This is a genomic window from Flavobacterium paronense (assembly GCF_030409795.1).
GTDB classification, from domain to species: domain Bacteria; phylum Bacteroidota; class Bacteroidia; order Flavobacteriales; family Flavobacteriaceae; genus Flavobacterium; species Flavobacterium paronense.
Genome location: NZ_JAUFQN010000007.1, coordinates 1 through 15,044 on the forward strand (window position 1 = coordinate 1; position 15,044 = coordinate 15,044).

At 34.8% G+C, this 15,044-nt stretch carries 12 protein-coding genes and 1 pseudogene; 7 read left to right on the forward strand and 6 right to left on the reverse strand.

Annotation, left to right across the window (positions count from 1 at the left end; all coding sequences use genetic code 11):
- Nucleotides 1-534 precede the first annotated feature (534 nt).
- From QWY90_RS00650 to QWY90_RS00660, 3 genes are read left to right on the forward strand one after another with little or no spacing between them, the layout of a single operon-like run.
- Nucleotides 535-753, forward strand: coding sequence for a hypothetical protein (locus tag QWY90_RS00650; RefSeq protein WP_290283911.1), 219 nt, complete (start codon nucleotides 535-537; stop codon nucleotides 751-753).
- Nucleotides 744-1,796, forward strand: a complete 1,053-nt coding sequence (locus QWY90_RS00655; protein ID WP_290283939.1) for a YHYH protein — start codon at nucleotides 744-746, stop codon at nucleotides 1,794-1,796. The genes QWY90_RS00650 and QWY90_RS00655 overlap by 10 nt, the downstream gene beginning before the upstream one ends.
- Before the next feature lie 21 nt (nucleotides 1,797-1,817).
- On the forward strand, nucleotides 1,818-3,455 hold the full coding sequence (locus QWY90_RS00660; protein WP_290283913.1) for an aryl-sulfate sulfotransferase: 1,638 nt from the start codon (nucleotides 1,818-1,820) through the stop codon (nucleotides 3,453-3,455).
- Nucleotides 3,456-3,485: 30 nt separating this feature from the next.
- On the opposite strand, the gene QWY90_RS00665 is transcribed toward QWY90_RS00660, so the two are convergent.
- The 5 genes and pseudogenes from QWY90_RS00665 to QWY90_RS00685 all read right to left on the reverse strand — a co-directional run bounded on the left by QWY90_RS00665 (nucleotide 3,486) and on the right by QWY90_RS00685 (nucleotide 8,314).
- Nucleotides 3,486-4,007 carry a helix-turn-helix domain-containing protein gene (locus tag QWY90_RS00665; RefSeq protein ID WP_290283914.1) on the reverse strand — a complete coding sequence of 174 codons (522 nt, stop codon included), beginning with the start codon at nucleotides 4,005-4,007 and terminating at the stop codon, nucleotides 3,486-3,488.
- Between the two features lie 133 nt (nucleotides 4,008-4,140).
- Nucleotides 4,141-4,485 (reverse strand): T9SS type A sorting domain-containing protein, encoded by a 345-nt coding sequence (locus QWY90_RS00670; protein ID WP_290283916.1) that lies wholly within the window; start codon nucleotides 4,483-4,485, stop codon nucleotides 4,141-4,143.
- Nucleotides 4,465-6,665, reverse strand: a pseudogene (locus tag QWY90_RS00675) (leucine-rich repeat domain-containing protein); the annotation flags it as partial. The gene QWY90_RS00670 and the pseudogene QWY90_RS00675, both read right to left, overlap by 21 nt.
- A gap of 30 nt (nucleotides 6,666-6,695) precedes the next feature.
- The gene (locus QWY90_RS00680) at nucleotides 6,696-7,607 is read right to left on the reverse strand and encodes a T9SS type A sorting domain-containing protein (protein ID WP_290283918.1); all 912 of its coding nucleotides are present in this window, start codon (nucleotides 7,605-7,607) and stop codon (nucleotides 6,696-6,698) included.
- A gap of 350 nt (nucleotides 7,608-7,957) precedes the next feature.
- Nucleotides 7,958-8,314 carry a hypothetical protein gene (locus QWY90_RS00685; protein WP_290283919.1) on the reverse strand — a complete coding sequence of 119 codons (357 nt, stop codon included), beginning with the start codon at nucleotides 8,312-8,314 and terminating at the stop codon, nucleotides 7,958-7,960.
- 136 nt (nucleotides 8,315-8,450) lie between these two features.
- On the opposite strand from QWY90_RS00685, the gene QWY90_RS00690 reads away from it, so the two are divergent.
- The 4 genes from QWY90_RS00690 (at nucleotide 8,451) to QWY90_RS00705 (ending at nucleotide 13,363) form a co-directional block, all read left to right on the forward strand.
- Complete coding sequence (locus QWY90_RS00690; RefSeq protein ID WP_290283920.1) at nucleotides 8,451-9,230, forward strand: hypothetical protein; 780 nt, start codon at nucleotides 8,451-8,453, stop codon at nucleotides 9,228-9,230.
- 10 nt (nucleotides 9,231-9,240) lie between these two features.
- On the forward strand, nucleotides 9,241-10,152 hold the full coding sequence (locus QWY90_RS00695; RefSeq protein WP_290283918.1) for a T9SS type A sorting domain-containing protein: 912 nt from the start codon (nucleotides 9,241-9,243) through the stop codon (nucleotides 10,150-10,152).
- A gap of 30 nt (nucleotides 10,153-10,182) precedes the next feature.
- On the forward strand, nucleotides 10,183-12,708 hold the full coding sequence (locus tag QWY90_RS00700; RefSeq protein ID WP_290283921.1) for a DUF7619 domain-containing protein: 2,526 nt from the start codon (nucleotides 10,183-10,185) through the stop codon (nucleotides 12,706-12,708).
- Between the two features lie 133 nt (nucleotides 12,709-12,841).
- Nucleotides 12,842-13,363, forward strand: coding sequence for a helix-turn-helix domain-containing protein (locus QWY90_RS00705; protein WP_290283914.1), 522 nt, complete (start codon nucleotides 12,842-12,844; stop codon nucleotides 13,361-13,363).
- Nucleotides 13,364-13,393: 30 nt separating this feature from the next.
- On the opposite strand, the gene QWY90_RS00710 is transcribed toward QWY90_RS00705, so the two are convergent.
- The gene (locus QWY90_RS00710) at nucleotides 13,394-15,031 is read right to left on the reverse strand and encodes an aryl-sulfate sulfotransferase (protein ID WP_290283913.1); all 1,638 of its coding nucleotides are present in this window, start codon (nucleotides 15,029-15,031) and stop codon (nucleotides 13,394-13,396) included.
- Between the last annotated feature and the right edge of the window lie 13 nt (nucleotides 15,032-15,044).

A 15,044-nucleotide genomic window follows, 5' to 3' on the forward strand; every position in this document is an offset into this window, starting at 1 on the left:
AATGTCCAATGGCGAAATTCTATTCTAATCGATTGAATACTTAAACAATATTACAAGACAAAAGGCGTTTATCTGTTAGCCATTGACGCTATGGATACTCTGGCTTATAAAGAAGAATCTTTTACATTGATGCAAAAAAGGCTAAGGCTGACAAGCTTAATTTCCCCTATTTACAAGATAAATCACAAGTAGTTGCCAACAATTTAAAGCAACACATACGCCACAAGCTTTTATCATTTGGAAAAACAAATCGGGTAAATACGACATCAAATATGAAGGTGCTATTGATGATAACGCAGGAGATGCTGCCAATGCAAAACCTTTTTGGCCGAAGCAGTTAACGAACTTTTACAAAACAAAACAGTCACTAATACCAAAACAGAATCCTTTGGTTGCAGAATATTTTACAGAGGAGAACCACAAAAATGAAAACCAACTAATTTAAAATGTTATTTATGAAAAAAATAGTAATCGCAAGTTTATGATGTTAACGGATTTTTATCCGCACAAACCAATCCAGCCATTACACAATGGTTGCGCAACACCACAGGAATTACTGGTCGTCATTATGTTTCTGGAAACTCCACTCCAATAACTGATGCGGTGGCTGCCAATGTGCAAACTGTACAATACTCAACCAATTGGGTTTATGTAACTACGAATGGTATTCCGGCTTATATCACTGGCCCTTTTTTAGATGGTAATCCTTCTTTAGCAACAACACGTAATAATGCCATTTTCAAATTCCTCTAAGTCCAACTCAAAATACTGGAACAGCTACCGCAACAAGCGGTGGAAATATTGGTTTGTTTAAAAACGGAGTCGCTTTATTTGATTACCGCGATGGTGTTTCCTATAAATTCTCAACTGGTGCCAATGCTGGTGGACCTTTAGGTGGAGCTGGAGACGGAATTTGGAACAGAGATGCTGTAGTTGCCGAAAGAGTCGGATTTGATTGTGCCAAAGCGCATCCGGCAATGGGAAATTACCACCATCATCAAAATCCGAGTGCTTTTAGTTTAGATTTACAAGTGATTTCAACGGTTTGCAGTACTTACCCTTCTGATGGGCTATATGTTATCAACACAACACAACATTCTCCGTTACTAGGTTTTGCTTACGATGGATTCCCAATATATGGTGCTTATGGTTATGCTAACGCAGACGGAACCGGAGGCATTGTCAGAATGAAATCGGGTTACCAACTAAGAAATATTACCACTAGAACAGTTTATGCCGATGGAACCAATGTTACTGATGGTCCAGCTGTTAGCACTACCTTTCCTTTAGGATTATACCGCGAAGATTACGAATGGATTGCTCATGCATCAGACGCTAGTTATTTAGATGTACACAACGGTAGATTTTGTGTAACTCCAGAATATCCTTCAGGGATTTATTGCTATTTTACTACAGTAGATGCCAATCACAATTCAGCATATCCTTATGTAGTTGGTCCAACATTTTATGGCAATAAAACGGGAGGCACTGCTACAATTTCTGAAAGCACAACACAATACACTTTAGCAAATGCTGATTTTAACCTTTCAAAATTAAATGTAAAAGTATATCCAAATCCGGCGCAAGAATTCATTGCAATTCAATCGGATATGATTGAAGATAATCTAAAGGTAACACTGATTGACGAACTTGGAAAAGTAATACAAACTAATGAAATCCTTCAAGGAAGTACACTTTGTATTATGGATTTAACAACGGTTTACAACGGAATTTATTTTGTGAGAATTGCCAATGCAAAAGACAATAAAACCTTTAAAATAATCGTTAATAAATAGTTTAGAGCTATGTGTTAAACTATGAAGAAACTATTTCAATTTGCATTCATCCTAATTTGGAGTGTAACCAAAAGTCAAACTATTGGATTAATTCAACATAACGCTGGCACGCTAGATGACGGATATATTTTATTTGCGCCTATAAATAGTAACACAACATATTTAATTGATAAATGTGGTAAACAAGTAAAAACCTGGAATAGCAATTACAAACCCGGACAAGCTGTATATATTCTTCCTGATGGCACCTTGCTTCATACCGGCAATGCTAATAACACTACTTTTAATGCTGGTGGAAAAGGAGGAGTTATAGAAAAAATAGATTGGAATGGTAATGTAACCTGGAGTTATACCCTTTCGGATGCCACTAAATGCCAACACCATGATGTAAAAGCCTTGCCCAATGGCAATATATTAGTTATTGCTTGGGAATCAAAAACCAATACGCAAGCCATTGCTCAGGGGAGAAATCCATCATTAGTTCCGTCAACCGTTTGGAGTGAACAAATTCTCGAAATTCAACCTGTTGGTGCAACCGGTGGCAATATAGTTTGGGAATGGCATTTATGGGATCATATGATACAAGAATATGACAATTCAAAACCAAATTACGGAACAGTAGCTTCGAATCCACAACTTATAAATCTTAACTACAATGCCAGTGCATCGGTTACGGATTGGATTCATATGAATGCCATTGATTATAATCCAACTTTAGATCAAATTATGGTCAGTTCCCATAACTTTAATGAAATCTGGATTATTGATCACAGCACTTCAACAACCCAAGCCGCTTCTCACACTAATGGAAATTCGGGCAAAGGTGGTGACATTTTATACCGTTGGGGAAATCCATTAGCTTATAACATCGGTACAGTTGCTGATAAAAAATTCTTTGGACAACATAATGCACAGTGGATTCAAAACGGACTGCCATTTGCCAATGACATTTTGGTTTTTAATAATGGAAATGGCCGAACCGGCGGAAATTATTCAACTGTAGAAATAATTGAACCACCTGTTAATGGATACAATTATACCAACACACTTCCCTATTTACCAACAGCTGCTTCTTGGATTTATAATTCGGGTAACCCTAATAGTTATTATGCACAAAATATTTCAGGTGCGCAACAATTGTCTAACGGTAATGTTTTGATGTGTAACGGTCCGTCAGGAACCTTTACCGAAGTTACAAATGCCGGAACACAAGTATGGAAATACATCAATCCGGTAGCACTATCAGGCATTTTAAGTCAAGGTACGGCGCCAGCACAAAACTTAGTTTTCCGTTGTTCGTTTTATGCAAATACTTATAGTGGGTTTACCGGACATACATTAACTCCCGGAAATACTATTGAAAATTCGAATACCGTATCAGACAATTGTAGTTTAACGTTGGCAAATACTAACATGGTAAATGAGAATAATTTGGTTATTTATCCCAATCCCGTAAAAAATGTTTTGAACATCAATTTGCCTGTTCAATTCACTTCTGCAAATTTGACCTTGATAAATAATATTGGTCAAACTGTTTATTCTACTGCAATAAATTCAAATACCCTATCAATTAATGTAAATCAATTTTCTGCTGGTTTATACTATTTAAAAGTCAGCTCTGATACCAATCAATTTGTAAAAAAAATAATAATTGAATAAATAAAAACTCCCGAGTACTTCGGGGGTTTTTTATTTTAACAATGCAGTCAGCAACAACTTTTCCTGTTCCAACAGTTGCTGTCTTACTTCCAGTTTTATCAATTGCTGTGGCCCATTTTTGCGAAATAATACGACTGCCTTCGCTTTAAGGGTTTCCAATGCAGCAAGATGGATGGCGTCTTTCTGATCTTCAGACTGGAGCATAAAGTCAGTTAAGTGAAATAGCTTTAGCGCAGCTTTATACGCTTTCTTCATTTTTTCTGTCTTTTTTGCACAAGTATATTGATCAATTTCATTTTTCCGTAATGCAGCTGCAATGAATTTATCTTTCTCTGACTCCAACAATGCTATTTGCGGAAGCTGTTTTGGTTCGCTCATTTCCAATGCAGTAAAAAAACGACCTACCCTACTATCCCAAATCAATCCCATAGTTGACAATTCCCTTAATCCAAGTTCATAAAGCGACCATTGGCTACGACTGATGTTTAAAAGCATTGCCATCTCATCCTGTGTTAGGTTTAATTCTTCTCTGATTAGTTTTCGTATTTTCATATCTGTAGCGATTTTTTTGTAGCATTTCGGTTTGCTACATTTTTTTTGCTACAAACAAAAAAAATGCCAGAGTTTTATAGAATTTCAGGCATGCATCAGGTAAAATAAAAAACCCCGAGTTATCGGGGCTTTTTTATTCTTTTATAAACTTAGAACCCGCCGTTCCTTTATCACTAACAATCTTGATAAAATAATTCCCGGCTTTCAATTCGGAAACATCAATAGTTTCATTTGGATTTGTATTTACCTGCACCAATTGCCCAAGTGTATTGTAAATACTTACCGAACTAATCGTTACATTTTGTTTAGTTGTAATAGTCAAGCTGTTCTTCGCAGGAACTGGTGATAAACTAAATAGGTTGGTGAACTCAAAGTCTTGATTCCCTAAAGCTGTAATTGTCGTTGTAGCTGTATTAGTAACTATCGGGAAATTATAATCAAAATAAATATTTGCTGTATTGCTAAAAGAATCTCCCACTACTAATGTTGGTTTTTTTTTATTTTAAATGCAACATAGCCATCGTTGTTTGCATCATCAAAAGGAAGATTAATATTTTCAAAGATAAATTCTAACTGATTTGGATCTTTAATGCGGGTTGTAAATGAATGGCTCGAATCTAATGGAACTACTGTTGAGATATCAAATTTGGCTGTATCAATCATGTCTTTCACAACAATGTTTTCTGCATTGGCTGTTCCGGTGTTTTCAAAACGAATAACATAATGCACATATTCATCAATAAATTCTGGCGCTACTTCATTTCCTTCTACACAAGTCTTATCATTTGGATCTAAAGAACCAACAACAATTTGTCTTAAGTAATTTGAATTATCCGTTTGATGTTCATCTCCTGATAATGGGAAAGCTGTTGATTGAAATTTTATCAAGTTACCTATGTTAAGCGGAAGGCTTTCTGCAGGGGTGTTTAAATTAAAAGTAACCTCCATTTCACGTGTTTCAAAAGGTACTAGATTAGTATAATTCCAAGTCAATAAGCTGTAGGCCTGATTATTTACTACTGGTGTTGCCGATACAAAATCCATATAATCATCATCAAAAGAAAAGTTTAAATATCCTGAAACAGTAACGTTTCCAATGTTTCTATACTTGATTTTATATCTGGAATCAAAACCAGGTCTGGCTCTTGTTAGTGGTATAATCCAAGATTCAATATCCTGATGGGATCCATTAGCAGTGAGGCAAAAATCCTGTTGAAACGGGCTTGCTAAATCCGGAAAGCTAACTGTTGCCGATGCAGGAGAAATAGTGTAATAAGTAGGATTCTCTATAACTTGTGGCGTCATAGTATGTGAGCCAGCTGTTACCGGTATAGAATAATCTCCGGTTAAATTAGAAATATAACTACCGCTGTTTACACCATCAGTGATGTTAATCTTCAAATTAGGAAAAAAAACATCAGAAGCATCACAACCATTATTATTAACATCAAAACGGTTCTTTCCTTGAATAGTATAATAATCGCCACCCGGTGTAAAACTGCAATAAGAGTTTAACACACAATTTGCATAACCATATGATACAATTTGGTTTTGAACGGAATCAATCTGACCATCATCAACACAAATGTATGCCAGATTAGGATTGCCTGAAAAATTTAAAGTGCCTTCAATACTTCCATTTTTAATTATTAGTGAAGTTAGACTATTAAGACCGCACCATAAATATTGCAGATTGACTAAGTCGCTTGTATCTAATGTGGTTAAATGATTTGAAGAACAAATCAAAAATTGAATATTTCTTAAACCATTTAAATCTATTGACGCAAATTGATTATTTGAAAAATAAAGCCTTTGAAGATTAACCATACCATTCAATTCTAATGAATGAATTTGATTATCAGAGCAATCTAAAAATTCAAGGTTAACTAAGCCGCTAACATCTAACGACGGAATTTGGTTGCTAGAACATGCCAATGATAAAAGATTAACAAAGCCACTTACGTTTAATGATTGGAGATGATTGTTATTACAAGCCAACTGTTGAAGGTTAGTTGCTCCCGCCAGATTTATAGAAGTAAGGTTATTATTGTAACAATACAATTTTTGAAGATTGGCATGACCGCTTAGGTCTAATGTAGTAAATAGGTTGTAGCTGCAAATCAACTCTTGAAGACTTGTTATATGGCTTAAATCTATACTTGCCAAATGACATTGGTTGCAGGTTAATTTTTGTATAGTTGATACATTTCCCAAATTTATTGAATTCAGGGATAAATTATATCCGCAATCCAAAGTTTGCAGATTTAATAAATTACTAACATCCAATGAAGTGAGCTGATTGTCATGACAAAGTAAAAAAGTAAGGTTTACTAAAGGACTTAAGTTTAATGAAGTAAGTTGATTGTTATGGCATTGCAGGAATTGTAAATTCAAAAAAGCTTCAATACCAGTTAAATTGCTTACATAAGAATAGGAAACATCTAAACGGTAAACAGTTAAAGCTTCACTTACTTGAATCTCACCATCACTGTTGGTATCAATTGCTATAAAATTTCCAGCCGAATCTGCAGCAATTCCGTTACCAACAGTAGCTGACAATAACTTCGCCTTAAAATTGGCATCCGGAATAGTCACTATTTGGGCATTGCCCGTAACTACAGTAAAAACTAAGGTCAAGAAAAAGTAAAGTTTCTTCATAAACAGTTTGTATAAAATCAAATATATTATTTATTCTTTAACAAACTTAGAACTTGCCGTTCCTTTATCACTTACAATCTTGATAAAATAATTCCCGGCTTTCAATTCGGAAACATCAATAGTTTCATTTGGATTTGTATTTACCTGCACCAATTGCCCAAGGGTATTGTAAATACTTACTGAACTAATCGTTACATTTTGTTTGGTTGTAATAGTCAAGCTGTTCTTCGCAGGAACTGGTGATAAACTAAATAGGTTGGTGAACTCAAAGTCTTGATTCCCTAAAGCTGTAATTGTCGTTGTAGCTGTATTAGTAACTATCGGGAAATTATAATCAAAATAAATATTTGCCGTATTGCTAAAAGAATCACCTACTACCAATGTTGGTTTGGTTTTGATTTTGAAAGTTACATAGCCATCGTTGTTAGCATTATCAAATGGGAGGTTTATATTTTCAAAGATAAACTCAACCTGATTGGTATTAGTAATTTTAGTTATATAACTATGGCTTCCATTTAATGGAAATAAAGTTGAAATGTCAAACTTATCAGTGTCTATCAAATCCTTAACCACAATATTTTCAGCGGCATAAGTTCCGGTGTTTTCAAATCGTATTACATAGTGAACATATTCTCCAATCATGTCCGGTTCGACTTTATCACCTTCAACACACGTCTTGTCGTTTGGATCAATTGAACCAACAACAACCTGACTTAAACGATTAGCATTATCAGTTAAATACTCATCTCCGCTTAATGGCGAGACTATTGACTGAAATTTTATTATATCACCATTGTTAACAGGAAGCGTTTCCATGGGGGTGTTAATGTTGATTTTTACCTCAATTTCCCTGGTTTCAAATGGTAGCAGATTGACATAGTCCCATGTTAATAAACTAGGATTTTGATAGGTTTGAGTAGGGATTGCAGAAATAAAATCCATGTAGTCATCGTTAAAAGAAAATGTAACGTTTCCAGAGATAGATATATTTCCTTTATTTCTGTAATATATTTTATATGTTGCATCGAATCCAGGTCTGGCAGGAGTTAAAGGGACAATCCATGTTTCAACATCCAGGTGTGACCCATTGGGAGTAATACAAAAATTTTGAGTAAACGGACTGGCTGTTGTGAGAAAACTAACCGAAGTAGTTGTTGGAGAAACCGTAAAATAATTTGGGTTTTCTAAAATCGGTGCTAAGGTATAGTCCCCGGCAGAAATAGGTATCGCATAATTTCCGGATAAATTACTGATTATGGTTCCCGAATTAGTTCCGTCAGTAAAGGAAAACTTTAGATTGTGAATAGTAATATCGTTGTTGTCACAACCGTTATTATCAACATCAAATTGTGATTTCCCTGAATTGTATAGTATATGCCTCCTGGTGTAAAATTACAATAAGTGTTTGTGTTACAAACAGCGCTGCTGTAATAACTCTGAACCATTGAAACTTCTGATTCATCGCAACACACATACGTTATGTTGGGATTTCCTTCAGCAATCATACCAAAGTTGTCAAAATTACCATTTTTGACGTTGATGGCCTGTAGATTATTAAATCGGAGTTCATAAAATCCATTACCTTGATTGGGAGGTCCGCCGGTTGCAAAATCACTTAAATCAATATATTCAATCCTATTGTTGGACATTGTAAATCGCGTAACATTGTCAAGCCGAAATATCCAATTGTGTTAACTGATTGTTTAGGCAAACCAAATGCTCTAAATTCAATAGGTTGGAAACATTCAGGTTGGTTATTTAACCAACCTGAATGTTTCCAACCTATTGAATTTAGAGCATTTGGTTTGCCTAAACAATCAGTTAACACAATTGGATATTTCGGGCTTGACAATGTTACGCGATTTACAATGTCCCAACAATAGGATTGAATATATTGATTTAAGTGATTTTGCAACCGGCGGACCTCCCAATCAAGGTAATGGATTTTATGAACTCCGATTTAATAATCTACAGGCCATCAACGTCAAAAATGGTAATTTTGACAACTTTGGTATGATTGCTGAAGGAAATCCCAACATAACGTATGTGTGTTGCGATGAATCAGAAGTTTCAATGGTTCAGAGTTATTACAGCAGCGCTGTTTGTAACACAAACACTTATTGTAATTTTACACCAGGAGGCATATACTATACAATTCAGGGAAATCACAAATTTGATGTTGATAATAACGGTTGTGACAACAACGATATTACTATTCACAATCTAAAGTTTTCCTTTACTGACGGAACTAATTCGGGAACCATAATCAGTAATTTATCCGGAAATTATGCGATACCTATTTCTGCCGGGGACTATACCTTAGCACCGATTTTAGAAAACCCAAATTATTTTACGGTTTCTCCAACAACTACTTCGGTTAGTTTTCCAACAACAGCCAGTCCGTTTACTCAAAATTTTTGTATTACTCCCAATGGGTCACACCTGGATGTTGAAACATGGATTGTCCCTTTAACTCCTGCCAGACCTGGATTCGATGCAACATATAAAATATATTACAGAAATAAAGGAAATATATCTATCTCTGGAAACGTTACATTTTTTTAACGATGACTACATGGATTTTATTTCTGCAATCCCTACTCAAACCTATCAAAATCCTAGTTTATTAACATGGGACTATGTCAATCTGCTACCATTTGAAACCAGGGAAATTGAGGTAAAAATCAACATTAACACCCCCATGGAAACGCTTCCTGTTAACAATGGTGATATAATAAAATTTCAGTCAATAGTCTCGCCATTAAGCGGAGATGAGTATTTAACTGATAATGCTAATCGTTTAAGTCAGGTTGTTGTTGGTTCAATTGATCCAAACGACAAGACGTGTGTTGAAGGTGATAAAGTCGAACCGGACATGATTGGAGAATATGTTCACTATGTAATACGATTTGAAAACACCGGAACTTATGCCGCTGAAAATATTGTGGTTAAGGATTTGATAGACACTGATAAGTTTGACATTTCAACTTTATTTCCATTAAATGGAAGCCATAGTTATATAACTAAAATTACTAATACCAATCAGGTTGAGTTTATCTTTGAAAATATAAACCTCCCATTTGATAATGCTAACAACGATGGCTATGTAACTTTCAAAATCAAAACCAAACCAACATTGGTAGTAGGTGATTCTTTTAGCAATACGGCAAATATTTATTTTGATTATAATTTCCCGATAGTTACTAATACAGCTACAACGACAATTACAGCTTTAGGGAATCAAGACTTTGAGTTCACCAACCTATTTAGTTTATCACCAGTTCCTGCGAAGAACAGCTTGACTATTACAACCAAACAAAATGTAACGATTAGTTCAGTAAGTATTTACAATACCCTTGGGCAATTGGTGCAGGTAAATACAAATCCAAATGAAACTATTGATGTTTCCGAATTGAAAGCCGGGAATTATTTTATCAAGATTGTAAGTGATAAAGGAACGGCAAGTTCTAAGTTTGTTAAAGAATAAATAATATATTTGATTTTATACAAACTGTTTATGAAGAAACTTTACTTTTTCTTGACCTTAGTTTTTACTGTAGTTACGGGCAATGCCCAAATAGTGACTATTCCGGATGCCAATTTTAAGGCGAAGTTATTGTCAGCTACTGTTGGTAACGGAATTGCTGCAGATTCGGCTGGAAATTTTATAGCAATTGATACCAACAGTGATGGTGAGATTCAAGTAAGTGAAGCTTTAACTGTTTACCGTTTAGATGTTTCCTATTCTTATGTAAGCAATTTAACTGGTATTGAAGCTTTTTTGAATTTACAATTCCTGCAATGCCATAACAATCAACTTACTTCATTAAACTTAAGTCCTTTAGTAAACCTTACTTTTTTACTTTGTCATGACAATCAGCTCACTTCATTGGATGTTAGTAATTTATTAAATCTGCAAACTTTGGATTGCGGATATAATTTATCCCTGAATTCAATAAATTTGGGAAATGTATCAACTATACAAAAATTAACCTGCAACCAATGTCATTTGGCAAGTATAGATTTAAGCCATATAACAAGTCTTCAAGAGTTGATTTGCAGCTACAACCTATTTACTACATTAGACCTAAGCGGTCATGCCAATCTTCAAAAATTGTATTGTTACAATAATAACCTTACTTCTATAAATCTGGCGGGAGCAACTAACCTTCAACAGTTGGCTTGTAATAACAATCATCTCCAATCATTAAACGTAAGTGGCTTTGTTAATCTTTTATCATTGGCATGTTCTAGCAACCAAATTCCGTCGTTAGATGTTAGCGGCTTAGTTAACCTTGAATTTTTAGATTGCTCTGATAATCAAATTCATTCATTAGAATTGAATGGTATGGTTAATCTTCAAAGGCTTTATTTTTCAAATAATCAATTTGCGTCAATAGATTTAAATGGTTTAAGAAATATTCAATTTTTGATTTGTTCTTCAAATCATTTAACCACATTAGATACAAGCGACTTAGTCAATCTGCAATATTTATGGTGCGGTCTTAATAGTCTAACTTCACTAATAATTAAAAATGGAAGTATTGAAGGCACTTTAAATTTTTCAGGCAATCCTAATCTGGCATACATTTGTGTTGATGATGGTCAGATTGATTCCGTTCAAAACCAAATTGTATCATATGGTTATGCAAATTGTGTGTTAAACTCTTATTGCAGTTTTACACCGGGTGGCGATTATTATACTATTCAAGGAAAGAACCGTTTTGATGTTAATAATAATGGTTGTGATGCTTCTGATGTTTTTTTTCCTAATTTGAAGATTAACATCACTGATGGTGTAAACAGCGGTAGTTATATTTCTAATTTAACCGGAGATTATTCTATACCGGTAACAGCTGGCTCACATACTATGACGCCACAAGTTATAGAGAATCCTACTTATTACACTATTTCTCCTGCATCGGCAACAGTTAGCTTTCCGGATTTAGCAAGCCCGTTTCAACAGGATTTTTGCCTCACTGCTAATGGATCCCATCAGGATATTGAATCTTGGATTATACCACTAACAAGAGCCAGACCTGGTTTTGATTCCAGATATAAAATCAAGTATAGAAACATTGGAAACGTTACTGTTTCAGGATATTTAAACTTTTCTTTTGATGATGATTATATGGATTTTGTATCGGCAACACCAGTAGTAAATAATCAGGCCTACAGCTTATTGACTTGGAATTATACTAATCTAGTACCTTTTGAAACACGTGAAATGGAGGTTACTTTTAATTTAAACACCCCTGCAGAAAGCCTTCCGCTTAACATAGGTAACTTGATAAAATTTCAATCAACAGCTTTCCCATTATCAGGAGATGAACATCAAACGGATAATTCAAATTACTTAAGACAAATTGTTGTTGGTTCTTTAGATCCAAATGATAAGACTTGTGTAGAAGGAAATGAAGTAGCGCCAGAATTTATTGATGAATATGTGCATTATGTTATTCGTTTTGAAAACACCGGAACAGCCAATGCAGAAAACATTGTTGTGAAAGACATGATTGATACAGCCAAATTTGATATCTCAACAGTAGTTCCATTAGATTCGAGCCATTCATTTACAACCCGCATTAAAGATCCAAATCAGTTAGAATTTATCTTTGAAAATATTAATCTTCCTTTTGATGATGCAAACAACGATGGCTATGTTGCATTTAAAATAAAAACAAAACCAACATTAGTAGTGGGAGATTCTTTTAGCAATACAGCAAATATTTATTTTGATTATAATTTCCCGATAGTTACTAATACAGCTACAACGACAATTACAGCTTTAGGGAATCAAGACTTTGAGTTCACCAACCTATTTAGTTTATCACCAGTTCCTGCGAAGAACAGCTTGACTATTACAACTAAACAAAATGTAACGATTAGTTCGGTAAGTATTTACAATACACTTGGGCAATTGGTGCAGGTAAATACAAATCCAAATGAAACTATTGATGTTTCCGAATTGAAAGCCGGGAATTATTTTATCAAGATTGTTAGTGATAAAGGAACGGCGGGTTCTAAGTTTATAAAAGAATAAAAAAGCCCCGATAACTCGGGGTTTTTTATTTTACCTGATGCATGCCTGAAATTCTATAAAACTCTGGCATTTTTTTTGTTTGTAGCAAAAAAAATGTAGCAAACCGAAATGCTACAAAAAAATCGCTACAGATATGAAAATACGAAAACTAATCAGAGAAGAATTAAACCTAACACAGGATGAGATGGCAATGCTTTTAAACATCAGTCGTAGCCAATGGTCGCTTTATGAACTTGGATTAAGGGAATTGTCAACTATGGGATTGATTTGGGATAGTAGGGTAGGTCGTTTTTTTACTGCATTGGAAATGAGCGAACCAAAACAGCTTCCGCAAATAGCATTGTTGGAGTCAGAGAAAGATAAATTCATTGCAGCTGCATTACGGAAAAATGAAATTGATCAATATACTTGTGCAAAAAAGACAGAAAAAATGAAGAAAGCGTATAAAGCTGCGCTAAAGCTATTTCACTTAACTGACTTTATGCTCCAGTCTGAAGATCAGAAAGACGCCATCCATCTTGCTGCATTGGAAACCCTTAAAGCGAAGGCAGTCGTATTATTTCGCAAAAATGGGCCACAGCAATTGATAAAACTGGAAGTAAGACAGCAACTGTTGGAACAGGAAAAGTTGTTGCTGACTGCATTGTTAAAATAAAAAACCCCCGAAGTACTCGGGAGTTTTTATTTATTCAATTATTATTTTTTTTACAAATTGATTGGTATCAGAGCTGACTTTTAAATAGTATAAACCAGCAGAAAATTGATTTACATTAATTGATAGGGTATTTGAATTTATTGCAGTAGAATAAACAGTTTGACCAATATTATTTATCAAGGTCAAATTTGCAGAAGTGAATTGAACAGGCAAATTGATGTTCAAAACATTTTTTACGGGATTGGGATAAATAACCAAATTATTCTCATTTACCATGTTAGTATTTGCCAACGTTAAACTACAATTGTCTGATACGGTATTCGAATTTTCAATAGTATTTCCGGGAGTTAATGTATGTCCGGTAAACCCACTATAAGTATTTGCATAAAACGAACAACGGAAAACTAAGTTTTGTGCTGGCGCCGTACCTTGACTTAAAATGCCTGATAGTGCTACCGGATTGATGTATTTCCATACTTGTGTTCCGGCATTTGTAACTTCGGTAAAGGTTCCTGACGGACCGTTACACATCAAAACATTACCGTTAGACAATTGTTGCGCACCTGAAATATTTTGTGCATAATAACTATTAGGGTTACCCGAATTATAAATCCAAGAAGCAGCTGTTGGTAAATAGGGAAGTGTGTTGGTATAATTGTATCCATTAACAGGTGGTTCAATTATTTCTACAGTTGAATAATTTCCGCCGGTTCGGCCATTTCCATTATTAAAAACCAAAATGTCATTGGCAAATGGCAGTCCGTTTTGAATCCACTGTGCATTATGTTGTCCAAAGAATTTTTTATCAGCAACTGTACCGATGTTATAAGCTAATGGATTTCCCCAACGGTATAAAATGTCACCACCTTTGCCCGAATTTCCATTAGTGTGAGAAGCGGCTTGGGTTGTTGAAGTGCTGTGATCAATAATCCAGATTTCATTAAAGTTATGGGAACTGACCATAATTTGATCTAAAGTTGGATTATAATCAATGGCATTCATATGAATCCAATCCGTAACCGATGCACTGGCATTGTAGTTAAGATTTATAAGTTGTGGATTCGAAGCTACTGTTCCGTAATTTGGTTTTGAATTGTCATATTCTTGTATCATATGATCCCATAAATGCCATTCCCAAACTATATTGCCACCGGTTGCACCAACAGGTTGAATTTCGAGAATTTGTTCACTCCAAACGGTTGACGGAACTAATGATGGATTTCTCCCCTGAGCAATGGCTTGCGTATTGGTTTTTGATTCCCAAGCAATAACTAATATATTGCCATTGGGCAAGGCTTTTACATCATGGTGTTGGCATTTAGTGGCATCCGAAAGGGTATAACTCCAGGTTACATTACCATTCCAATCTATTTTTTCTATAACTCCTCCTTTTCCACCAGCATTAAAAGTAGTGTTATTAGCATTGCCGGTATGAAGCAAGGTGCCATCAGGAAGAATATATACAGCTTGTCCGGGTTTGTAATTGCTATTCCAGGTTTTTACTTGTTTACCACATTTATCAATTAAATATGTTGTGTTACTATTTATAGGCGCAAATAAAATATATCCGTCATCTAGCGTGCCAGCGTTATGTTGAATTAATCCAATAGTTTGACTTTTGGTTACACTCCAAATTAGGATGAATGCAAATTGAAATAGTTTCTTCATAGTTTAACACATA

Excerpts from the sequence above, each read along its gene's own strand:
- QWY90_RS00660 (WP_290283913.1), top strand. The coding sequence starts at position 1,818 with ATGAAGAAACTATTTCAATTTGCATTCATCCTAATTTGGAGTGTAACC.
- QWY90_RS00665 (WP_290283914.1), bottom strand. The coding sequence starts at position 4,007 with ATGAAAATACGAAAACTAATCAGAGAAGAATTAAACCTAACACAGGAT.
- QWY90_RS00680 (WP_290283918.1), bottom strand. The coding sequence starts at position 7,607 with ATGGATTTTATTTCTGCAATCCCTACTCAAACCTATCAAAATCCTAGT.
- QWY90_RS00685 (WP_290283919.1), bottom strand. The coding sequence starts at position 8,314 with ATGTCCAACAATAGGATTGAATATATTGATTTAAGTGATTTTGCAACC.
- QWY90_RS00695 (WP_290283918.1), top strand. The coding sequence starts at position 9,241 with ATGGATTTTATTTCTGCAATCCCTACTCAAACCTATCAAAATCCTAGT.
- QWY90_RS00700 (WP_290283921.1), top strand. The coding sequence starts at position 10,183 with ATGAAGAAACTTTACTTTTTCTTGACCTTAGTTTTTACTGTAGTTACG.
- QWY90_RS00705 (WP_290283914.1), top strand. The coding sequence starts at position 12,842 with ATGAAAATACGAAAACTAATCAGAGAAGAATTAAACCTAACACAGGAT.
- QWY90_RS00710 (WP_290283913.1), bottom strand. The coding sequence starts at position 15,031 with ATGAAGAAACTATTTCAATTTGCATTCATCCTAATTTGGAGTGTAACC.